The following is a 22,145-nucleotide window of genomic DNA, read 5'->3' on the forward strand; positions in this document are numbered from 1 at the left end:
TATTTTTAAGAGAGTGATTGACGGTATGGAAAATAAACAATAAAATCAGAAAATAGTCAATTGTTTAACGGCTTACATGTCATGTATCAAAAGGATTATATAGTCCGGAGAAAGAGCGGATATACATAGGAAATGGGGATTATATGAGCAGAATATTTCGTGAGGTTGGCCCGATTGGCTGGAATATTATTATTGGAACAATGTTCGGCAGGATGGCTATATCCATGAGCATGCCATTTTTAGCGATATATTTGACCAAAACCCTGCATGCGTCACCCGCCGAGGCAGGTGCGATTGTGGCAGTAAGTGCCTTGGCGGGCGTATTTTCAAGCTTCATTGGAGGATATTTATCCGACAGATTCGGGAGGAGGAATATCCTTCTTATTTCTGTCTTTTTGTGGGCAGCAGTATTTGCCGGGTTTGGGGCAGCACATAGTGTTATTGCTTTTTTTATCATGAATTCATTGAATGGTTTATGCAAATCGCTGTTTGAACCATCTTCACGGGCTCTGCTGTCTGATATCACTGAACCGAAAAACAGGCTGATGATTTTCAATTTAAGATATACAGCGATTAACGTGGGGGTGACCTTTGGCCCTATTCTTGGATTGAAGCTTGGATCATCACACTCTACGGCAACCTTCTTTGCAGCGTCGGGTATATATATATTATATGGAATATCTCTGGCCATTTCTTTAAAGCATTATGTCCCAAAAAGGAGGACTTCAGAGAATCGTGTTGCATTAAACGAAGCGTTATCACTAATCAGGAAAGACAAAATCTTCACATTGACACTTTTAGCCATGATTCTTTCCATCATAGGTTTTTCCCAGTTCAATTCCACACTTCCTCAGTATTTTTCAGAGTCTTCGTTTGAAAATGGTGTGGCAGTATTTTCCTATCTTCTCGCATTGAATGCTGTGGCGGTCGTTCTGATCCAATATCCGCTGGTACAGCTTGGAAAGAAATTATCACCTCTGGTGTCGATCATGGCAGGGAACTTTGTCATTTGCTTATCACTGATTGGGTTTGGTTTTGCACATAATATTGCATCCCTGATTGTCCTTATTCTTCTTTTTACAGTCGGTGAAGTTCTTATGTTCAGCATGACTGATATTTTTATTGATGAAATTGCCGATCCATCTTTAAAAGGAACCTACTTTGGGGCAATGGGTTTCAATGGGCTCGGCAATGTTTTAGGGCCGCTGCTTGGAGGATATCTGCTTCAATCCTTTGGAGCAGGAAAGCCGATGTACTTATTCGGTACATTAAGTGCTGCTGCTTTTATTGGAGTACCATTGTTTTTTTATGTACATATGCTGCTGAAAAGAAAAAAGGCGCATAACCTGGGTGACAAAAAGCTGCATGTGCTTTAACTTAAACGAAAGCTTGGAATGATTTCCTCTATTTCCTTGGGAAATATTAAGCGCTGTTTTTTTTTCGTTCCTCTGTTATCCTTGTTTTTGGTTAACAAGGAGGTAGGATCATGACAAAAATACGCAATCAGGCGTTCATAATGTCTCTTGGAATAATATTGTTTGTGGTATTGACGTTTGTGCCAGAACATTCAACATATGCAGCTGTACCAGTGAAAAAACACACGATTAAACAGGGAGAAAATCTTTGGGAAATCGCGAAAAAATATGGAGTATCTGTTAAGTCACTAAAAAAAGTGAACCATAATGATAACAATGTGGCTGAACCTGGAAAAGTGCTGGAAATCCCGCAATCTCCTATCAGCAATCATGATAAAGAGCTGCTTGGCAGACTTGTGAATGCCGAAGCAAAAGGAGAACCGTATAAAGGCAAGGTGGCGGTTGCTGCAGTGGTACTGAACCGCGTTCATAATAAACAGTTTCCGGATTCCATTCATGGAGTCATTTATCAGAAGAACCAATTCGAGCCTGTTTCAAATGGCAGCATCAATAAAAAGGCAGGGTCTGATTCAAAGCGTGCAGTGAATGAAGCAATAGCCATCCAGGGATATACTTATAAAGAATTGTATTTTTACAATCCCAGCTTGACTAAGAGCAAATGGATGAGAACATTGAAGGTAGTCAGAGTAATCGGCGGCCATCATTTTGCCGTAGGGCAGGGTTAATGGGGTAAAACAGCCATGAGTGCTTAAGCTCATGGCTGTTTTGTATATCACCTGTCCAGCAAAAGGGAATACATTGAAGGGATATCATTTAAAACAGAATATTATTCAATGCTGGCCCATAATTCTTTTGGATTTAGTTCATAAATGCCGTTTTCCCTGAACATAATTCCGTTTATGATAAATTCCCTTCTGATGGTGGCATAATCTTCGTGAAATTTTGTTATAAATTCATTAATTTCTTTTTCCTCGTATCTTCTCCCGGATTCCAGGCCGCTTGCAAGGTGATCGAGTATGACCAATTTTTTCTTTCTTTGTGCAGGGATGGTTTTTAAACGGCCATCTTTGGAAAGGAAATTGTCCAGGATCTTCTTATATTCCACAGTCTTTTCATCTGTCACTTTTTCTTCCTCCCTATTTGAAATAAGCTTTGGCAATGCCTCAGAATAATAATGAAGGACATCTTCATTCAAGAAATAATAAACGGTGTTTTTATCTCTCCTGTCTTTTATGATATTTATTTCTTTCAGCCTGGAGAGATGGTGGGAAACCGTTGGCGGTGTTATACCCAATATTCCTGCAAGGGCCCCTCCATGTTTGGGTCCTGAAGCAAGAAGAGTGACAATCCTGATCCTTTGGGCATCACCCATTGTTTTGTGAAAAGCAATAAGTTTATCAAGCTGCAAGAATAACACCTCCTAATTCGATTGTTATCTAATTAGATGATAGTCGAATTAGTTTGAGCTTGCAACCGTTTTTGTTAATGCAGGAGAAACTTGTTTGCAGGCTGGGACACTGCAACATTATCTTTAGTGAAGGGTGATACGGATAGTGTGTTGGCCAATCGGTAAAAATTTTGGACCTTAGTGATTATTCCATCTTTTATGGTGTGGGCAATCGGGGTATACTTAGAGCAGATAAAAATAGCCGTGATGGCAGTATTTATGATTGTTGCTCTAGAGCTGTAACAAAGGGTACTGAAACCAGCGGAACTCATCCGTCCTGAAAGGGCTCTTATAAAGTGAAAGCGAAGGTGAATGCTTTGGCCGATACACATGTTTATACGAAAAAAGAAGAGCTGGTCAATGCCATAACCCATGGTATTGGAGCCATGCTCAGCATAGCTGCATTAGTTTTTTTGATTATTTATTCAGCAGAAGAAGGAAAACCTTGGCATCTGGCTGCTTCCATCATTTACGGAATTTCCATGCTTGTTCTTTATATGGCGTCTACACTGGTTCATAGCTTTCCTCCTGGCAGAGCTAAAGACCTGTTGGAAATCTTTGATCATTCAGCCATATATTTTTTTATTGCAGGCACTTACACACCATTTATGATTATTTGTGTAAACGGGGTTCTCGGATGGACATTGCTTGGAATCGTCTGGGGTATAGCGGCGGGAGGAGTCATTTTTAAAGCGTTTTTTGTGAAGAAATTCCTGTTTTTATCCACGCTTCTTTATCTGGTTATGGGCTGGATGATAGTTGCAGCCTGGAGTCCCCTTAGTGCTGCGCTTCCGCCTAATGGCATGTATTTGCTCATATTCGGGGGCCTTATGTATACTGCCGGTGCAATATTTTATGTGTGGAGAGGTTTTCCTTTTCATCATGCTGTATGGCATCTTTTTGTGCTGGGAGGCTCTGCAGCCCACTTTTTTGCGGTACTTCTTTATGTTCTACCAATAGATGCATAATAAGTCATAGACAGTGAAACTGCTGGTTTTAAGGGGAGTTATTCGCTGTCTTTTGTTTTCCAGTTTTGTTCACAAAATTGTCATATATAAAAAAATGTAGTATAATCGTACTGTGCAAAGGGGTTATTATATATTTTGCATTTATACGGACTTATGGGGATAAGACCGAGTGATGGCTCTTTAGTCTAACTGGTTTTCATGTGATGAAAGCGTTAACTGAGGGTCATCCCTGTATATTTCGGAAGGTTTCTTTATTTTGCAGAAAGAGCCTTTTTTTTATGCCTTCATGAGTAACTTTGCAACCGCCTCCAGTCTTCCGCTTCCTAGGAAGGCATATGATGTTTATTAAAATAAATGCTTATATATAAAAAGCTTAAAAAACATATATCCAAGTCACCTAGTTAAGAACTTAGGTGGCTTTTTACTGTGAAAAAAACTTTTCAAGGTGGTTACATGCATTCACCTGGCACATTTAACTAGACTAGGTACAATGGAAAATATAATCAAAGGTAAGGCGGAAATGGTTGAGCAATTATCACTTTTGGTTTTTCAAAAGGAAATACCATTCGAGCAACAAATGTATACTACAAAAATTTCTAAAGTTGCTTTACTGTAAAGGAAAAGACTTTGAGTTTGATTGTATGATGAATACCTTTGGCAGTTATAATATCGCAAATGCATTAGCGGCGATTGCTGTAGGGTTAGAGCTTCAAGTACCAATTAAGAAGATTTAACAGGGGATTGCTCAATTCTCTCCTATAAAGGGCCAGCTTCAGGTTCTTAAATGATATTACCGTCGTCCATGATAAATTCAATGCTAATCCAGACTCCACTAACCTTTTATTAAGCCAAGTCCCATATTTGCCTAAGAGACCTATTATTCTTGTTTTAGGAGATATGGAGAACCCTCATACGAATGAAGCATACCCAAAAAAGTTCATCGTCAAATAGGTGAAAAAATCGGCGGCCTAACGATTAATAGATTGGTAGCGGTCGGAAAATGGGCGAAAGAATATTGTCATGAAGCTAGGGCAATGGGCATCTCCCCTGATAAATTATCTTATTATAAACATGTTGATGAAGCGAAAATGGACTTGCCCCAATTTGTCCCGCCTAATTCAATCGTTATTTCAAAGCCTCTGTTGCTTATTGTGATTTAGAACCTCTCATTCATCTGTTTAGAAAAAAATAAGGACTGTATATGTGAATGTAAATGAAAGAGGCAGACCGATTGGTTTGTATTTTTTTATTTGAAAAAAATGGTTATTTCCGCAGAGTTCCAATGTTTACTTTAGTGTAACTAAACTGTAATAATCAAAGGAAATCCCTTTAAGGACAGGGCATGAGCAGTTGTAATATTTCTGTTGGTGGATATTGGCTTAAGGGCAAATTTCATTTCCATGTTAAAATCAGGACAAGCTAGAAAAAACATCAGGAGGTAACTTATGAATAAGCGTTTAGTTACAACAACACTTGTATTTGCACTTGGATTTAGTACATTAGGAGCAGTTCCCGGCCTAATCAAGCCATTAGAGGTTTCAGCAGCAACGGTTAATGTTTATAATAACCAAAAAGCTGTGGATGCCAAGGCTGATGACATCATTCGTTTTGGTAAGAGTTTAATGGGAAAAGCAACATATGCCTCAACAACATACAACTACGAAAAACTTCAGTTTAGATGTGCTTCATTCATCGCGTTTATTTTTGAGAAGAATGGGATCGATCTAGGTAATCGCGACGAAGATTATATGATTAAGCAGGGAACGTTTGTGCCAAGAGATCAACTGCAAAAAGGTGATTTAGTTTTCTTTAGAAGTTCACCTACAGCAACGCTTCCAAGCCATGTAGGGATCTATATTGGAGATAATAAAATACTTCACATGGCAAATGCAAAACTGAATATTACGATCTCTGATTTAAACAGTACGTCCTTTTATAGAGATAATTATATGAGTGCCCGAAGAGTGCTGCCATCTTTATTGCCATCTAATCCAGCAACAAAAGCGGATTATCTTGTAGAAGATGCTTATAATTTAATGAACAAGGTAAAAATGGGAAGCGTGAATGATGAAGCAAACATGAAGTTTACTGGTGGGGGCTACGTTAACTATATTTACAAGTTAAATGGCGTGAATTTAGGAAAAACATCAGTAAGCGACCTATCTAAATTAGGTAAAACCGTTTCTCGTTCGTACTTAAAAAAAGGTGATCTAGTTTTCCTTAATAGCACAGTGGGTTCTAGCACACCGACTAGGGTAGCTATTTATACGGGTGATTCCCGTATTATCGTGCCGAGCTCAGATGGAGTTATTTCGAGAGTACTGTTATCCGATAATTATAAAAGCCATTATATGTATGCAAAGCGCGTATTTTAATAGAAAAAAACTAAATACATAGGTTAGGCTAACTCGTGTCCATTTAGAAAAAATACAAGAAGCATTCGTTTGCGAAATAACTGCGAATGCCTCTTTTTTTAATTCCTTTAGAAAATCCGCCTACATGTCGATTTGGTTTTCTTTGTGCATTTTCCGAATAGCTTTAATACGTTTCCCCATTTCCCCATTTCCCATCTTGGAAAAAAGGCCGACAGCAGGGCTTGTATTGATTTCAAATATAATCGGTTTCCCACTTTGACTGATACCAAGATCAATTCCGTATTCTATACGTGGAACTTCGGATGCCACCATTTCAGCTGCTAAAATGGAGATTGTCTTTATACTATTTATTACTTTATTCTTCTCTGTTTTATCCAACTTCAAATGTACCGATAACAATTTATCTAGCCTCATAGCTTGAGCTCCGCGGTCCATATTAATGACTCCACTTTCCATTGTTTTCCCGATTGCAATCATTCCGTACATCCCTCCAATAAGCCACTTACCATTAAGAGTTTGAACATGAACTCGAATAGATAGCGGATGCCCATCCGGAGTCAAGCTCTTGATACCCTCCTGAACAATATATCCTCCAAATCTCTCAATTGGATGTAGTATAGGGTGGAAATCCTCAATATTGACAACGCATTTTTTTATTTTTTCCCCATTTAGAGGGTAGCCGTTAAAACAATGGAGCCCATCGTTACTTTTAAATACCTTATAAATCCCTTTCCCTCGACCACCTCGATTATTTTTTAAATAGACATATTCATAACGTTCAAGTAATTCGGATAGGTTTTCGATTGAATAGAGCTTTGTTTCTGGAAGGTGTTTTGAGAGTAAGGGATGTTGACCTAATAGCGTATATTGCTTCCATTTTCCTAATCGATCCTTCAATAAATTCACCTCCTTTGTAACATCCTATGTTCAATATATCTACATTGCTTGTACTGATAACTAATTAGATTGCTTTAGAGGTACCATTAAAAAGATCAAACCCATACAAACGCTGCCTTTTTTTTTTACTAACTTGATTTAGGATAGATAACCATACAAAAATAAAAAAGCCTCATAAGTATATATATCAAGGTGATTTCATTATTGTTATTGATAAGGATCGTCTTTTCAAAATGAAAGAAGAACGCTTAAGAGGGAGGGATTAGATGAAGTTTACCATCCTAACTGATCACACATCTAGCCATTCAATCTCACTTCATTCGACTGTTTTAAAAAAACTATCCATTTCTAAGCTTCAAGTGATTAATGTAGCAATAGGGATTATAGAAAAAACTGCAGTTACCTTAAGAAAGCATCAGGAAGATAAAGCAGTAATTCATATATCAGCTGACCTTCTAGCGGGTTTTTCTCTTCCGGATTCAATTAACTATGAAGTAATAGTTAAAGAAGAGACATTATTAATCGGCCCTATTATCGGGCTTTTTATAAAAGGGCAAGTAAATGAAATGCCAAGGAGAAATATAGATTACTATAAAAAATATTTCATTGATTACCAGCATATAAACGGTCTCATTTTATTGATAACTACTGATGGGATTGACGAAAAGAACAAGATTGTGAATGGTTTTGCCTATAATTCAATTGAAAATGAATTTACGAAAGGGACTTTTCCATTTCCGTCAGTTTTATTTTGCCGGAAGACATTAAAGGAAGCTGACAGGAAATTATTACAAAATTTAATAGGTTCTAAATACTTTAACTCTCATGTTTTTAATAAATGGGAAATATGGCAACGGCTTTCTAAGAATGATCAATTAAGCCGAAGCCTGCCAAAGACCGGTTTGGCGGTGAATCTCCAGGAAGTAAAGAAGCTAATGGTCGAAAGCGGATGTATTTACTTAAAGCCTGTTACGGGAAGTCAAGGGAAGGGAATTTATCAGCTGGAGAAGACAAGGAAAAATTATAAAGTAAATTACCGGTTAGATGGATTAAATAGGACCATGGTTTTAGATACCTGGGATGCAGTGGAAAAGTATTTGATTGGAGAATTGAATCTAAAAAAATATATCTTTCAAAAAAGGATTCCTTTATTAAAATCGAATGATCGGATCATAGATTTTCGGGTGATAGTTGTTAAAGACCAAAACGGAACCTGGGTTGTCCCTGGTATGATAACGAGGTATGGGGTGAAAGATAGTATAGTCAGCAACATATCAAGCGGGGGTTCAGCGGAGAAAACGTGGGATACTTTAGTTAGAATTTATAACAATGATTACAATGAGGCTTTTAAAAAGTATAAAGAAATGGAGCAAAAATCTATTTTGTGCTGCAAATTTTTGGAGGAAAAAGAGATTCATTTAGGCTATATAGGTGTTGATATTGGCATGGACGAAGATAAAAACCTCTGGATTATTGAAATAAATAATCGGTATCCAGATATGACTATCGCTCTTGATGCAAATGATTTTCAGCTTTATGACCATACGCAAGCAGCCCCGTTACACTATTCAAAGTGGGTAGCTGGTTTCAGTGATCATTTAGAATGATGCGAGATGGTCTTTTCATTTTCAGACCGAATTTATCACAGATTAACGGGCAGTAAGAACATGGGTGTCAGAAACCGAGGATGGAAGTTTCCTATTGCGGTGTCTGACGCTTTTTGCTTTTTAGCACGTTAGGAAAGTATAAATTGTCAGCGATGAGGTTGACTCGACGAGTTTTCTTTATCTATTTTTGCAATCACAAATATTGAAAAATGGCAATCAACATCTGATGTAACACATGTAATGAAATTGTAAAGACTCTCTATAACCCAATAATGTCTAGGCTCGTGGGGTCATGATGGGTAATGTTAAGTTTTACCACACATTTTCGATAAAATTGGTATTTGAGATAATAACTACATCAGAAGGATAAGAGCATCGTATGCTTGTCCTTAGTTCGAAAAGGAATTAGTTCGAGAGTCCTTTTATCTGATTATATGATCAGCGTTATATTACGGCAAAGCGCGTTTATTAAGAGAAAAACAAAATCGTTCAGCCACCAGTTATGTTTAAGTCAGAAGATAAGATTGTAGACTATACTTTAAATATAATGAATAACGTGAAATATCAATTAAATATTTACGATGAAAAATCATTAACCTTCACAAATGCAGGCTCCACATATTACATTTTTAAACAACATGGTGTTGACCTGAAAACAAAAGTAGCCAGTCAGCAAGCAGAGAAAGGTGTACAAGTTCAAAAAGAAAAATTGCAAAAGGGCGACCTTATTTTCCTAAAGCAAAGTGGGGGAAGCAAGATTAAGTATGCCACGATTTATATTGGAAATAATGAATATGTGTATTTATCTGACTCAGGTTCAGTTGTGAAAGAAAGCTTAGATTCTAATTGGTCCAAAAGTAACTTTGTGACAGCTAAGCGTGTACTCTAATCTAATGAAATACCCGGTTAGATTCTAAATTGTACATGCCTTTAAGGAAAAGTAAAAAAAAGCATTCGTTTGCGAAATAGCTGCGAATGCTTCCTTTTTTTATCGAAAACATAAATTCTGCTTACATGTCACTTGAATCTTTTAGGTGCATTTTCCGAATCGCGTTTATTCGTTTACGCATTTCCCCATTTTCAATCTTGGAAAAATTGCCGACTCCTGGACTCGTATTTATTTCAAATATAATCGGATCCCCGCTTTGACTAATTCCAAAATCAATTCCATATTCTATACGTGGAACTTCTGATGTAACCACTTCGGTAGCTAATATGGAGAATTCCTTTATACGATTAACTAATTTATTCTTCTCTGTTTCATCCATCTTCAAATGTACCGATAACAATTCATCTATCGTCATCACTTGAGCTCCACTGTTGCTATTAATGATCCCATTCTCCATTGTTTCTCTCGTTGCAATCTTTCCATACATTCCTCCAATAAGCCATTTTCCCTTAAGAGTCTGAACATGAACTCGAATGGATAGCGAATATCCATTCGGAGTCAAGCTCTTGATGCCCTCCTGAACAATATATCCTCCAAATCTCTCAATTGGATGTAGTACAGGGTGAAAATCTTCAATCGTGACGACGTTTTTTTGTATTTTTTCCCCATTTAAGGTGTAGCCGTTAAAACAGTATAGCCCATCGTTACTTTTAAAAACTTTATAAATCCCTTTCCCCCGACCACCTCTATCGTTTTTTAAATAGACATATTCATAACGTTCTAGTAAATTAGAAAGGTTTTCGATAGTATAGAGCTTTGTTTCGGGAATGTATTTTGAGATTATGGGATGTTGACCTAACAGTACATATTGCTTCCATTTTCTTAGTTGATTCTTCAATACATACACCTCACTTGTATTGGAACGCTTCGACAGTATATTCATCGTACGACTTTCTTTATTGGAATCGAACCATAATATCAGCCTACCCGTTTCTTAAATCTTTTAGGTACATTTTCCGAATAGATTTAATTCGTTTCGCCATTTCCCCATTGTCAATCTTGGAAAAAGGGCCGACTCCTGGGCTTGTATTGATTTCAAATATAATCGGATCCCCGTTTTGTTTGATACCGATATCAACTCCATATTCTATATGTGGAACTGCTGGCGCAACTACTTCAGCAGCTAAAATGGAGGTTTTCTTTATAATTTTAATCATTTTGTCCTTCTCTTTTTCATCCATCTTCAAATGGGCTGTTAACAATTCATCTACCGTCATTACTTGAGCTCCACGGTTTCTATTAATCACCCCATTTTCCATTGTTTCTTCCGTTGCAATCTTTCCGTACATTCCACCAATCAACCATTTTCCCTTAAGAGTCTGAACATGAACTCTAAGGATTAGCGGATGCCCCTCCGGAGTCGAGCTCTGAATACCCTCCTGAACGATATATCCTCCAAATCTCTTAATTGGATGGAGGACAGGAAGGAAATCTTCAATCGTGACTACGCTCTTTTGTATTTTTTCACCACTCAGGGTGTAGCCGTTAAAACAATAGAGCCCATGGGTATCTTTAAAGACCTTATAAATTCCTTTCCCCTGCCCGCCTCTATTATTTTTTAAATAGACATATTCATAACGTTCGAGTAACTTAGATAGGTTTTTAATTGTAAAAAGCTTTGTTTCGGGAATGTTTTTATTGAGTAAGGGATGTTCACTAAAGAGCGAATATTGCCTCCATTTTCCAAGACGTTCCTTCAATACGTACACCTCATTTATCTGTTGTGGTTATACATATTTATTGTATGGATAAACAGTAATCTCGATTGGGTAAGTGTATGAGAAAAATTATCTTTTATTTTTAGTCAGTAGGCTTTGTTTGCCTCTTGATGATCTTCCTTATATATATACGTATCTTTTTCCTCAAGTCCAAAAAACATGGCTAGGTTTGGTTTATAGTTTCCTTCGAAAATCCAAATATCTCCTTGGGGGCTAATCCCAATGTCAAACCCAATTATATGAATATCAGGATGGTTTTCTTCAAATAGTTTGCTTGCATAAATACAGATTCTGTCTATTTCATATTCTAATTGTTCATTGTTTGAAATTGATAAATTTGGGCTTTGGATTGCTTGATCAAGATTCAACAGCTTCTGGGCGGCATTGGTTATAAAGAAGTCTTTACCAGCAACCTTTACAATTTTTTCGGTTACTTTCCAGGATGAATGTTCCTTTTGAGTAATGACTCTAATATCTATTGGACAACCATCTATCTCTGCTAACGGTAATCTTTCCCGAACAATGTAAGATTTCTTTAAAAGATCTTTCCCTTTAATATAATCATAGGCTTCATCCATGTTTGTCTTTGTTACTTTTCTGTTATTAAAGTGGATTTCATAATGAAAAGGATTTAACATAGTGATTTTTGCAATTCCTAATCCTTGTTGGCTAACAAAAGGCTTAATGTTCATATCATTATATTTATTTAAGTATTCATTAAAGGTGTTGTAAGTAAATCCGTTTTCGGTACAAATGGAGAGATTGAATCATTTGTAGAGAGTGTTTGAAACTGGCTCCATTTACTTTTTTGAAAATGCAGCATCGTATCTTGAATTCATATCCACCCTTTCAGATCATATAAGATATCGATTACAACAGTATGAAAATCAGGAAAGGACTCTCCTGATTTTTTTGCTGCAAGTATGGATACAATTTGTCTTTGTTTTACCTTTAGTCCCGGTTACGGCAACAATTGGAATATCAAACTGGTTTCGGTAATAATTTAGAAACTTCCAGTATGCCTTTTCTGCAGATTCTACTTGGATGATGGTTTTATTATCCAGGTGGCCACTATTCTCGTACTTTTTATGTGTGACAAGTACCAACGGAAAAAAAACCTTCAGATCTTCCCAATTTTTAATTTTATATTTTGCAAATAAGATTGTATTTTTTTCTTTATTTGTTTAAGCCGGTAGGCGCCATACTGGACTTCTACATGATCAGATCCTTGGATTAGTTTTCAATCAATAATCGTTCTGATTTCTTTTACAGAGAGGCGATTCATTGTAACTTTCACTCCATTCCTTACCGATATTCTATGTTCAGACACTTACATTGCTTGTATAGATAACTAGTGATTTTTCAATGTTCGTTATCACTATATCGGTTATTCAGTTAATTTCCAGCTAAAGCAGCATTTATATAATAAATTGGCTTGTATAGTTATAGATAACCATACAAATTTGAGTACGTTTCATAAACATATATATCGAGATAGTTTGATTTAAATTTTTAAAGGGAGTGGGCCTTTTGAATACGATACTTTTTATAGGCACGAATAAATCAGGTTCAAGCAGAGATGCTATCGCGGCAGCTAAAAGCCTAGGTTACTTTACCGTTGTTTTTACTAAAAACGAAAAGCAAATGCAGCAGAGAGAAGAGTACACGGATGTTCATAAAATGATCTTTGTTGATACGGACAACCTCTCTGAAATGAAGGAGGAAATAAAACGATTAAGATCAGAAGGATTGGAATTCAAAACGATTGTCAGTTTTATAGATTCATATGTTTATACGGCTTCCCTTCTTTGTGATGAATTTTGTAAGAACTATTTTTCGTCAACAGCTATTCAAAAGATGAATAGCAAGGAAGAAACAAGATCAATTTTAATGAACCAGTCTTACACGCCAAAATTTATCATCATTAAACCCAGAGAGGGGATCTCTTTCAAATCAATCCTATCGAAGCTTACTTTTCCTGTCATGGTCAAATCACCAAACTCTACAGGTTCAAAAGATGCGCTGCTAGCTGAAAGTAAAGAAGAATTAAAAAGGCATACACTCATGCTAAGAGAAAGAGAGCCGAATGAGTCCATTATTATAGAGGAATATATTGATGGAAACCAGTATTTAGTAGAGGCAGTCGTTTACAAAAGTAAGGTGATGATAGCTGGCATTATTGAGCAAGAAATTACGAAAGGAAAAAGATTTATTATTACAGGCTATGGGGTAATGGCAAAAATACCTGACGAAATCGAAAAGGGAATAGCAGGGGTTCTTCAGTCTATTGTTAATCATTTCGGAATCATTAATGGGGCCTTGCATCTGGAATTAAGACGTAATAAGAATGGATGGAAGCTAATTGAAATCAATCCAAGAATTTCTGGGGGCGCAATGGATAAAATGATACAAGCTGCTTTTGGCTTTAGTTTAGTTAAAGAAACACTGTTATTACAATTAGGTGGCAGTCCCTCCTTAGTACCGAAACATAAGAAATTCGTGTTCACCCAATATCTTATTGTTTCAGAAAAGGGAATATTAGCGAGAGTGTCTGGGAAGGGCAGAGCTAGAAGGTCCCCTGAAGTCGTTGATGTATATGTAAAACCAAGAAAAGGAACGCTGCTTCTTCCTCCCCTATCAATGGGGCATAGATATGCCTATGTAATTGCAACGGGGGAGAGCATGGAGGAAGCAAAGGGATTTGCTAAAAATGCTGTAAAAGAAATTAAGTTCCACTTAAAGAAAGAATAATTTTCTGTTTTGTTGCAGATTAACATTAAAATCTATTAAAAAATGACCCTGGTATGAAGTGACCCCATAAAGTTAGACAAGTTATTTCATTACAGCTTGGAGGGCATGAACTCGGTATTGTACCGGGCTCATGCCTTTTAATTTTGCCTTAATTCGTTTGTGGTTGTAGTAATCGATATATTTCACTTGTGGTTGTAGTAATCGATCTAGTTCTTCCTTAAAGTGTGGTATGTTTTTGAATTCTTTTAGATAAAGGAATTCTGATTTCAGGATGCCAAAGAAATTTTCCATAACGGCATTATCGTAACAGTTTCCCTTACGAGACATACTTTGTGTTATTCCTCGTCCTTTTAGGGTGTGCTGGTATTTTTCCTTTGATAATGCCAGCCTTGATCGGAATGAAGGAGGAGTGTATCATCCTCTGTTAAACGCTCAAAAGCCTGATCTAACATGGTTGAAACGAGTGAGAGTAGGTTGGTCTTGAACCTATTGTATAGATAATTACTTCACCATTATATAAATCCAAAATGGGGGATAAATATAACTTCTCTCCAAACAATTTGTTATTTTGCCTACTGTCCCTTTGTAAGATCTATCTTTCTTCATATGAACTAAACCTTTTAGACCTAGTTCATTAATGATTCGTTGAACTTTCTTATGATTGACCTTGTGGCCCCGATTTCTAAGCACATCACGAATACGGCGGTAGCCATACCGCCCCTCATGCTCATCAAAAATGGTCTGAATCCAATTTTTTAGTTTGCATCTGGATTAGGCTGACCCATTTTTTTCACCAAGTAGTAATAGGAACTACGAGGGATATCCGCCAGTTTGATAAGAGCGTTCACCGGAAAGTTATGCCTTAATTCATAGACTACTTGCGCTTTGTCTTGTTTGGTGATTTTTCCTTGTTTTGAACTAAGGCATTCAACTTTTTTAAATAGGCATTCTCCATACGTAAACGTTCTAATTCTTCCTGTAAAGTTTCTGTAGTTCCCTCTGATGAAATTCCTTTTTTGACCAGTTTTTGATTATCTTTCTTCATGGAAAGACGCCCCTTTTTCTGTTGATGTAAGGCGTCTATTCCTCCAGACTCAAAGGCCTTTAACCATTCGCGCACCCTTGAGGGAGAAGGGATATTGAAAATAGCCGCTGTTTCATTTATAGACGTCCCATTATCGTTCATATAGTTTAGTACGTCTAGTTTGTATAGCGTTTTAAAAAGGCATCATCCCCATGATTTTCGTATTGTTTTATCCAATCTCGAAATACAGGGAATTTACACCGATTCGATCAGCAATGGCTCTATATCCTTCAACACCACTTAAATACTCTTTTACTCCGTTAATTTTTTGTTCAACTGTAAATTTACCAATAGAAAAGCACCTCCAATTGTTAGATTTCAAGTGTCTAACAATTGGGGTGCAGTTCATTTTAACTATTTAAATGCTTTTTTTAAGAATTTAATCGTTTCATACATGTTTGCTCGGCTTGCACCTTTAACTAAAATGGTATCATCCTTTTTAATAATCTCCTTTAGAAACTCATGTAATTGATTTCTATCGTCAAAGTGGTATACATCTTTGGCAGGAAAGCCCTTTATTTTAGCTTGATCGCCCATTGTTTCTGTTTGATCACCATAAGTGATGAAAAGGTCAATTTTTTTATCGTAAACAAATTCTCCTATTTTTCGATATTCTGCTTCTCTTAAATTCCCGAGTGCTCTTATTTCTCCAATTACGGCTATTTTGCGTTGTTTTCCGATATTTGCAAGGACATCAATGGCAGCTCTTAATCCTTCAGGATGAGAATGAACAGTATCATCAATTAAAATAATATCGTTTTTCTGATTATAAACCGTTAATCTTCTTGGTGGCTTTCTAAATAATAATCCGGCTTGGATTTCACTTGGAGTAAGACCTAAGTGGTCCGCAACGGCAACAGCATTAAGGGCATTATAAACATGATGTTCACCGAAAATAGGAATGAAAAACTTCTCTTCATTTCCGTGCAGCACCGTTTTGAAAGACATTCCGTTTTCTGAATATTTCACATCAAAGGCTTTATAGTCAGCGTCTGACTTAATGCCGATTGTAATGATTTTTCCTCTGAAATGATCTGTCTCCAAAAGGATAGAGTTACGGTCATCTTTATTCGTAACGAGCAATCCGTCTTGATCCATCCCGTGTATTAATTCTGATTTAGCTTTAGCGATACCTTTAATATCGTTATTGAAATGGCCAACGTGTGCAAGTCCGACGTTTGTCACAATACTAATATTCGGTTTAATAATGCTGCAGTGTTTTGTTATCGTTCCGGGGGAGGACATCCCATACTCTAGGACAATGGCTTCGTGGGTTTCATTGATTTCAGAGGCATGAATTTCAGTATGTTGAGCGGTATTCCAATAATCTTTTGATTCAAAGGTATTCCATTTTTTTGATAGGATCGAAGCCAGGAATGCTTTAGTTGTAGTTTTACCGGCGCTTCCTGTTATGGCTATTATTGGGATTTCGCCTTTTGCTTTATTTGTTTTTTTAACTGTCTGGATTTTAGCTTTCATTGCTTCTTGTTTCTTTGCCAAGTACATAGCATATCGAATAGAATTTATGACAACATCCATCTCTAGATAAAATGTAGGAGGACATCCTGGCAGCCAGTTAACTTCGTAGATCCATATTTTTTTATTCTCGTCTAATCCAATATCTATTCCAATTTCATCAATAACTTCCTCATATAGCCGCTTTTGAAGTTCATCAAGATGCCGGGCTAGAGACAATGAAAAGTATTCAAGAGTCCCTTTCGTATTCAAAGCTTCTTCATTAAATTCTTGTTTTAAGAATGGTTCTAAATAATTGGTAAATCCCCCATTATTAATATTAGGAATAATAGATCCCTTAGGGGCAATTCTTGGGTAAATAGCAGTGATGACCCATTCACCATCTCCATTTTTTTGTACATGAAGCCTAAAGTCATAAACTTGTCCAGATTTCGTAACAGATGTTATATATGGCTGCATAATATAGGTTTCCTTTGAAAGCTTTTCTTCGATTAGGTCATTTAATTGGCTGTGCGAATAATAACTTGAATGTGAATCTTTCGTTACAAGAAAATTTTCGTTTTCCATGGAAATAAGGTAGATCCCTTTTCCTTTTCTCCCATTATAAGGTTTAAAAACAATCTTCTCATATGAAGATAAAAATTGGAAAAATTTCTCGATGTTACCTGAAATTTTTTCGGAGGGAATTAAATAGTGAGAAAAATCTTGTCCTTTTTTTAGCCTCTCGTAAACACTCCACTTGTTCCCGATGGAATTTGTCGTAAAAGGGATTATTTTTTTTAATTTTTGAATAACCTCTTCAGACTTTGCCAATTTGTTTGGGTCACCCGCATTATAGATGACGTCTGGAAAAGGCATGGTTCGGTTAACCCAGGAGCCATTTTCAAACACTTGCCCTTTTATTGACTTATTAGTGAAATCTACAGTTTTTGGAGAAAAGTAAAAAAACTCTGCGCCTTCAGCTTTAGCGACCGCAGCAAAAGCATAAGTCTTTTTTACCTTTGATGGATCTTTTCGATGGTGCAGCATTCCTATAAGTGTCATAGCATAAACTCCTTTTACTTACTGTCTAGCTCCAGCGCCTACCCCCTCGAGTCGAGGTCATAAACCAAGCAGCCAAGAAGGTACAACCTTCTCGTCTACTTGCCTTATGCTTGTCGGGGGTGAGCAAGGCGCTTGCGCTTTTCTTACTAACAATCTATTTATATTACATTCAATTAGCCGAGCATTTGAAACGGACAAGCGTTTATTTTTTTAAATAAATAAGCGTAAAAGAATCACCATCCTGGAATAAAAAGGTGGGGATTCTTTTACGCTTACTAGAAGTGGTAAAAGAGGATAAATGATTTTCTCTATTTTATTTTTCAACCGTACTTTTCCCTAATAACCCCTTCGTCCAATTTTTTAATTTTTTTAATACTGCACCCGTTTCTTTATTCTCGTGAACTTCCATATTAATTGATTTATTTGTTATCTCTTGTTTGCTGCCTCTATTGGCCCTCCATTAGCTATAAGCCGCATTGCAAACTGGTCTTCGTTGTTAATGCACTTCCTGATTCAAATGATGTGACACATGGATTTATTAGGAAGCTGGAAAGCGGCCTTAAGCAGAGAAAAGTTGTTATACCCTACTCGAAATATGAAGCTTGAGTTCAACTATGGTTTAAGTCCTATAATGAACCTGTGCATCGTATCAGAGGATTTGAGGCGTAATGGAGGATGCTAATGATTCTGTCGTTAAATTATCACGTGTTTGTATCCAAATAAAAAAACGAAATGGGGCTCATTAACTATGAAAGCACTTGTCGCTGGCGCAAATAAAGGAATCGGTTTCGAAATCGCTCGAAGTCTTGGGAAGCGTGGCTATGACATTCTTGTTGGGGCACATGGCAGCAGTCGAAAAACTTGTCGCAGAAGACATACAAGCGACGTTCATCAAGATTGATTTGAATGATTTAGACAGCTTGCACGAAGCGGCTAAAATGGTTAACTCGCTCGATATTTTGGTAAATAATGCTGGAATTCCTGATAGTTTCAAGCCTGGGCGCGCTCGCTCGACCTCGCAAAGCATACCATGGATATACACCTGAGGATCTACGTACGACGATGGAAACGAATTTTCTAGGCACCCATGAACTCATCAGCAGCAGCTGCAGTTAGGAAGAAAAAACTAAAACAGGACAAAGAACGCCTTTATCAAGAGGCTCTCCGAAAACACAATGTCATTATTAATCAACTAAAGAAAGAAGTTTTAAAATAGAATATGCTCTGTTTGTGGAGCGATATATTCTTCCGCAAATGAACATTATTGATATTGTACAAAATAAAAAACAGAAGCTTTTAGATGCTGTTGAACATTTTGAACAGGAAATAGAGGAAGAGGGACGTATGCACTATGAGATTACTTTCCGTGAAAATGTAGGGAATGATGCCGAATATTATGCCCGTCTCTGCATATTAAGAGATAATTTTAAGAATGGTGTAGAGGATCCGTATAAACATATTTCTGACCATGACAAGCATGATGAATATTACAATATAAGTAAGAAAATTCCGCGAATTTTAAAAAAGGTTTTTAATTTTTTGCATTAGGGAATCAACATACGGTAAGCAGGTAAGCAGCTTGCTTAGCATCACTAACAAACTTGGAAGAAGGAATCATTGTGGAAGGAATTTTTTATGCGTTGCTCCCGGCTATTGCATGGGGAAGCCTGGTGCTTGTCAGCGTAAAGCTCGGAGGCAATTCCTACAGCCAGACACTTGGCATAACATGCGGATCGCTTCTATTTGCGGTTGTCATGTTTTTTATAAAAACCCCTGAAATGAGCGGGCTCGCATGGGCAGCCGGCATGATATCAGGCTTCTTTTGGTCTGTCGGACAGCTATATCAGCTTAACAGCGTCAAATATATAGGAGTATCCAAAACCGTGCCGATTTCTACAGGCATGCAGCTTTTGGGTACAACGCTTTTTGGGGTAATCGTGTTTAAAGAATGGACATCAAAAACAACGGTCATTCTTGGCATCATTGCGCTATTATGCATCATCGCTGGAGTCATTTTTACAAGCACAGGCCAGTCTGAAGATAAAAATGAAAAAGGGAATAGCCTTAAAAAAGGCCTGCTGGTCCTCCTTTTATCTTCTGCCGGCTATATTGGTTATGTTGTCATCATTAAATGGTTTAATATCAGCGGCTGGTCGGCAATTCTTCCGCAGTCTCTTGGGATGCTCGCCGGTGCATTGCTGCTGTCAATCAAGCACAATCCTTTTTCAAAATATGCGTTTAGAAATATTTTAACAGGGATTATGTGGGGAATAGGAAATATAGGATTATTGCTGGCAAATCCAAAAGTGGGAGTTGCCATAGGCTTTACCTTTTCTCAAATGGGGATCGTCATTTCCACATTAGGCGGAATATTTCTCCTGGGAGAAAAGAAATCCGGCAAACAGCTGGCATTCGTCATAATTGGCTGTGTACTTGTAATTGCCGGCGGAGTTCTATTAGGATTCACAAAACATTAAAAGGTGAGGTGCCGTTTATGTATCAGGATTTAGAAAATAAAGTGGTTGTTGTTACAGGAGCTGCCAAAGGTTTAGGAAAGGCCATTGCAGAGCGATTCGGCAAGGAAAAAGCGAAAGTGGTCTTGAACTACCACTCAGATAACAGCGAATATCAGGAAATCATTGAAACGATCCAAAAAAATGGAGGAGTAGCTGCGGCTCTTCAAGGTGATGTAACGAAAGAAAAAGACGTCAAAAAGCTCCTTGCGTTTGCAGTTGAAAAGTTCGGCAAGGTTGATATCATGATTAACAACGCCGGAATTGAAAATGAAGTTCCTTCACATAAGCTTTCACTGGAAGATTGGAATAAAGTCATTAATGTCAACCTGACAGGAATGTTCCTTGGCAGCAGAGAGGCCATCGCTTATATGGTGGAAAATGATATCAAAGGAAATATTATTAACATGGCCTCAGTACATGACCGTATTCCATGGCCTCATTTTGTCCATTATGCTGCAAGCAAGGGCGGTGTGAAACTGATGACCGAAACTCTGGCGCTTGAATATGCACCAAAGGGAATCCGGGTCAACAATATATCCCCTGGAGCCATCGATACGCCGATTAATGCTGAAAAATTTGCAGATCCTAAGGCAAAGCAGGACACACTGGATTTGATTCCTATGGGTTATATAGGTAAGCCAGAGGAAATTGCTGCTTGTGCAGTCTGGCTGGCATCATCAGAATCAAGCTATGTAACAGGCCACACATTGTACGCTGACGGCGGCATGACCAAATATCCAGGCTTCCAGGCGGGAAAAGGCTGATAAAAAAAGGGCTTCGGCTCTTTTTTTATGCCGAAAAACGGGTAAAAGCCAGGATATTGCGCAATGGCACCTTATTTGCAGAATGCCTTAACGATTCAAATTTCCGCAGCCTTACAGGAACTGAAAGTTCAAAGTATCTGTGAAAAGGCCATCTGCTAAATCAAATGCCCGATTTTTTCTTGTGTTTCAGGTTATATGCCTATGCAAATAAAGAAATTCCACATATTTGTATAGAGTAAGAAAAATACAGAAGAAAAAAGGGAGGCCCATTATGAATCCTGAATTTGATGGCGTATTTGCAGATGGGAATGATTTAAGAAGACCGTGGGGATTTGGAGGCATCGGGCGTGTTGGCTTTGGCAGACCTGGATTTGGCTTTGGCAGACCTGGATTTGGCTGGGGCAGGCCAGGGTTTGGCTTTGGCAGACCTGGATTTGGTTTTGGATTTGGAGGCCCGTTTGTCGGCGGACTACTAGGAGGCCTTGCAGCAGGTGCCTTAATCGGAGGACCTTATTATGGAGGTTACGGCGGATATGGATATCCTTATGGTTACGGATACCCTTACGGCGGATACCCATACTACGGCGGATATCCTTACTATTATTAAAAATAAAATATGTGATTAAACCAAGCCGGGTGCTATACCCGGCTTTTTGTTATTAGCTCTTTTCGTATAGTTTATTTTTATGATTCTGTTAGGCTGCTCAATTATTAAATTAGCTGCCTAGTCATATAACAGCAAAGTTTACGAAAACAGCACTGTTATCAATACAGGAAATGGTTCTGCAAATCATGCTTCACATATGAGTAATAGTAGGTTTTAAAATAAAATGAAAAGTTATCAAAACATAGATTTACATTTTGCTCAAAGCAGTAGGAATCCAGAAAACCTTCTATTAACTCTGAATCATCAATATCATCCAGCAGTCCTGAAACGAATAATTGATAGTGGAACTTTTTATACAAAAACCCATAGCCGCTGTTTTCAAATATCTCCTTAATTTGAGAAGCTTCCATACAATATCACCCCTTATCGAGCATTATGCCAGCCCTCGGCATTTTTTAAACCTCTTATTTCTTTGAATATAGAAAATCTGTTCAACCAGCCAGAAAACTCTGCTGCAGGTTCGGGTTTTATGGGATACCATAGCGGATTTTAGTGTATATCCAACC

At 37.5% G+C, this 22,145-nt stretch carries 21 protein-coding genes and 1 pseudogene; 14 read left to right on the top strand and 8 right to left on the bottom strand.

Translation table 11 applies throughout. From position 1 onward, the window contains the following. The first annotated feature begins 143 nt into the window (after positions 1–143). Positions 144–1,376, top strand: a complete 1,233-nt coding sequence (locus BM126_RS15850; protein ID WP_090990424.1) for an MDR family MFS transporter — start codon at positions 144–146, stop codon at positions 1,374–1,376. Between the two features lie 110 nt (positions 1,377–1,486). Beyond that, positions 1,487–2,101, top strand: coding sequence for a cell wall hydrolase (locus BM126_RS15855; RefSeq protein ID WP_090990425.1), 615 nt, complete (start codon positions 1,487–1,489; stop codon positions 2,099–2,101). A gap of 101 nt (positions 2,102–2,202) precedes the next feature. On the opposite strand, the gene BM126_RS15860 is transcribed toward BM126_RS15855, so the two are convergent. Beyond that, complete coding sequence (locus BM126_RS15860; protein ID WP_090990426.1) at positions 2,203–2,784, bottom strand: DUF2087 domain-containing protein; 582 nt, start codon at positions 2,782–2,784, stop codon at positions 2,203–2,205. A gap of 356 nt (positions 2,785–3,140) precedes the next feature. Here BM126_RS15860 and BM126_RS15865 point away from each other — a divergent pair, with 356 nt between their 5' ends. The 3 genes from BM126_RS15865 (at position 3,141) to BM126_RS15875 (ending at position 6,166) form a co-directional block, all read left to right on the top strand. Continuing rightward, positions 3,141–3,791: a PAQR family membrane homeostasis protein TrhA gene (locus BM126_RS15865; protein WP_090990630.1), complete on the top strand. Its 651-nt coding sequence runs from the start codon at positions 3,141–3,143 to the stop codon at positions 3,789–3,791. A gap of 490 nt (positions 3,792–4,281) precedes the next feature. Continuing rightward, entirely contained in the window at positions 4,282–4,407 is a 126-nt protein-coding gene (locus BM126_RS22925) for a hypothetical protein (protein WP_256213134.1), read from the top strand. Positions 4,408–5,236: 829 nt separating this feature from the next. Further along, complete coding sequence (locus BM126_RS15875) at positions 5,237–6,166, top strand: C40 family peptidase (RefSeq protein WP_090990428.1); 930 nt, start codon at positions 5,237–5,239, stop codon at positions 6,164–6,166. Positions 6,167–6,286: 120 nt separating this feature from the next. Here the strand turns inward: BM126_RS15875 and BM126_RS15880 are convergent, their stop codons facing one another. Further along, entirely contained in the window at positions 6,287–7,063 is a 777-nt protein-coding gene (locus BM126_RS15880) for a YheC/YheD family protein (RefSeq protein WP_177201458.1), read from the bottom strand. A 266-nt stretch (positions 7,064–7,329) separates the two neighbouring features. Here BM126_RS15880 and BM126_RS15885 point away from each other — a divergent pair, with 266 nt between their 5' ends. Then, positions 7,330–8,670: a YheC/YheD family endospore coat-associated protein gene (locus BM126_RS15885; protein ID WP_090990430.1), complete on the top strand. Its 1,341-nt coding sequence runs from the start codon at positions 7,330–7,332 to the stop codon at positions 8,668–8,670. Between the two features lie 502 nt (positions 8,671–9,172). Then, positions 9,173–9,559 (top strand): C40 family peptidase, encoded by a 387-nt coding sequence (locus BM126_RS15890; RefSeq protein ID WP_090990431.1) that lies wholly within the window; start codon positions 9,173–9,175, stop codon positions 9,557–9,559. 121 nt (positions 9,560–9,680) lie between these two features. Here the strand turns inward: BM126_RS15890 and BM126_RS15895 are convergent, their stop codons facing one another. The 3 genes from BM126_RS15895 to BM126_RS15905 form a co-directional block, all read right to left on the bottom strand. Beyond that, on the bottom strand, positions 9,681–10,457 hold the full coding sequence (locus tag BM126_RS15895; protein ID WP_177201459.1) for a YheC/YheD family protein: 777 nt from the start codon (positions 10,455–10,457) through the stop codon (positions 9,681–9,683). An 85-nt stretch (positions 10,458–10,542) separates the two neighbouring features. Then, positions 10,543–11,319, bottom strand: a complete 777-nt coding sequence (locus tag BM126_RS15900) for a YheC/YheD family protein (protein WP_177201460.1) — start codon at positions 11,317–11,319, stop codon at positions 10,543–10,545. Between the two features lie 104 nt (positions 11,320–11,423). After that, positions 11,424–12,092, bottom strand: coding sequence for a YheC/YheD family protein (locus tag BM126_RS15905; RefSeq protein ID WP_256213159.1), 669 nt, complete (start codon positions 12,090–12,092; stop codon positions 11,424–11,426). A 766-nt stretch (positions 12,093–12,858) separates the two neighbouring features. On the opposite strand from BM126_RS15905, the gene BM126_RS15915 reads away from it, so the two are divergent. Further along, on the top strand, positions 12,859–14,088 hold the full coding sequence (locus tag BM126_RS15915) for an ATP-grasp domain-containing protein (protein ID WP_256213136.1): 1,230 nt from the start codon (positions 12,859–12,861) through the stop codon (positions 14,086–14,088). An 81-nt stretch (positions 14,089–14,169) separates the two neighbouring features. Here the strand turns inward: BM126_RS15915 and BM126_RS15920 are convergent. After that, a pseudogene (locus BM126_RS15920) lies at positions 14,170–15,464 on the bottom strand (IS3 family transposase). A gap of 62 nt (positions 15,465–15,526) precedes the next feature. Next, a complete protein-coding gene (locus BM126_RS15925; RefSeq protein ID WP_090990437.1) occupies positions 15,527–17,692 on the bottom strand; it encodes a YheC/YheD family protein in 2,166 nt (721 codons plus the stop codon). A gap of 842 nt (positions 17,693–18,534) precedes the next feature. Between BM126_RS15925 and BM126_RS15930 the strand changes: the two genes are divergently transcribed. From BM126_RS15930 to BM126_RS15950, 6 genes are all read left to right on the top strand, one after another. Next, positions 18,535–18,738, top strand: coding sequence for a Rossmann-fold NAD(P)-binding domain-containing protein (locus BM126_RS15930; protein WP_141770087.1), 204 nt, complete (start codon positions 18,535–18,537; stop codon positions 18,736–18,738). Between the two features lie 41 nt (positions 18,739–18,779). After that, the gene (locus BM126_RS22930) at positions 18,780–18,908 is read left to right on the top strand and encodes a hypothetical protein (protein ID WP_256213137.1); all 129 of its coding nucleotides are present in this window, start codon (positions 18,780–18,782) and stop codon (positions 18,906–18,908) included. A 38-nt stretch (positions 18,909–18,946) separates the two neighbouring features. Continuing rightward, complete coding sequence (locus tag BM126_RS15935) at positions 18,947–19,240, top strand: hypothetical protein (RefSeq protein ID WP_090990439.1); 294 nt, start codon at positions 18,947–18,949, stop codon at positions 19,238–19,240. 71 nt (positions 19,241–19,311) lie between these two features. Next, positions 19,312–20,169, top strand: coding sequence for a GRP family sugar transporter (locus BM126_RS15940; protein WP_090990631.1), 858 nt, complete (start codon positions 19,312–19,314; stop codon positions 20,167–20,169). A 17-nt stretch (positions 20,170–20,186) separates the two neighbouring features. Beyond that, complete coding sequence (locus BM126_RS15945) at positions 20,187–20,972, top strand: glucose-1-dehydrogenase (protein WP_090990440.1); 786 nt, start codon at positions 20,187–20,189, stop codon at positions 20,970–20,972. 271 nt (positions 20,973–21,243) lie between these two features. Continuing rightward, positions 21,244–21,579 carry a hypothetical protein gene (locus BM126_RS15950; RefSeq protein ID WP_090990441.1) on the top strand — a complete coding sequence of 112 codons (336 nt, stop codon included), beginning with the start codon at positions 21,244–21,246 and terminating at the stop codon, positions 21,577–21,579. A gap of 158 nt (positions 21,580–21,737) precedes the next feature. Here BM126_RS15950 and BM126_RS15955 read toward each other — a convergent pair whose 3' ends face one another. Then, positions 21,738–21,989 carry a hypothetical protein gene (locus BM126_RS15955; RefSeq protein WP_090990442.1) on the bottom strand — a complete coding sequence of 84 codons (252 nt, stop codon included), beginning with the start codon at positions 21,987–21,989 and terminating at the stop codon, positions 21,738–21,740. Positions 21,990–22,145 lie beyond the last annotated feature (156 nt).

Origin of the sequence: Bacillus sp. OV322, assembly GCF_900112495.1 — a bacterium.
GTDB lineage: Bacteria > Bacillota > Bacilli > Bacillales > DSM-1321 > Peribacillus.

Coding starts and splice junctions, on each gene's coding strand:
- BM126_RS15945 (WP_090990440.1), top strand. CDS start 20,187: ATGTATCAGGATTTAGAAAATAAAGTGGTTGTTGTTACAGGAGCTGCC.
- BM126_RS15925 (WP_090990437.1), bottom strand. CDS start 17,692: ATGACACTTATAGGAATGCTGCACCATCGAAAAGATCCATCAAAGGTA.
- BM126_RS15955 (WP_090990442.1), bottom strand. CDS start 21,989: ATGGAAGCTTCTCAAATTAAGGAGATATTTGAAAACAGCGGCTATGGG.
- BM126_RS15935 (WP_090990439.1), top strand. CDS start 18,947: ATGAACATTATTGATATTGTACAAAATAAAAAACAGAAGCTTTTAGAT.
- BM126_RS15885 (WP_090990430.1), top strand. CDS start 7,330: ATGAAGTTTACCATCCTAACTGATCACACATCTAGCCATTCAATCTCA.
- BM126_RS15850 (WP_090990424.1), top strand. CDS start 144: ATGAGCAGAATATTTCGTGAGGTTGGCCCGATTGGCTGGAATATTATT.
- BM126_RS22930 (WP_256213137.1), top strand. CDS start 18,780: ATGAACTCATCAGCAGCAGCTGCAGTTAGGAAGAAAAAACTAAAACAG.
- BM126_RS15890 (WP_090990431.1), top strand. CDS start 9,173: ATGTTTAAGTCAGAAGATAAGATTGTAGACTATACTTTAAATATAATG.
- BM126_RS15875 (WP_090990428.1), top strand. CDS start 5,237: ATGAATAAGCGTTTAGTTACAACAACACTTGTATTTGCACTTGGATTT.
- BM126_RS15930 (WP_141770087.1), top strand. CDS start 18,535: ATGGCAGCAGTCGAAAAACTTGTCGCAGAAGACATACAAGCGACGTTC.
- BM126_RS22925 (WP_256213134.1), top strand. CDS start 4,282: ATGGAAAATATAATCAAAGGTAAGGCGGAAATGGTTGAGCAATTATCA.
- BM126_RS15855 (WP_090990425.1), top strand. CDS start 1,487: ATGACAAAAATACGCAATCAGGCGTTCATAATGTCTCTTGGAATAATA.
- BM126_RS15950 (WP_090990441.1), top strand. CDS start 21,244: ATGAATCCTGAATTTGATGGCGTATTTGCAGATGGGAATGATTTAAGA.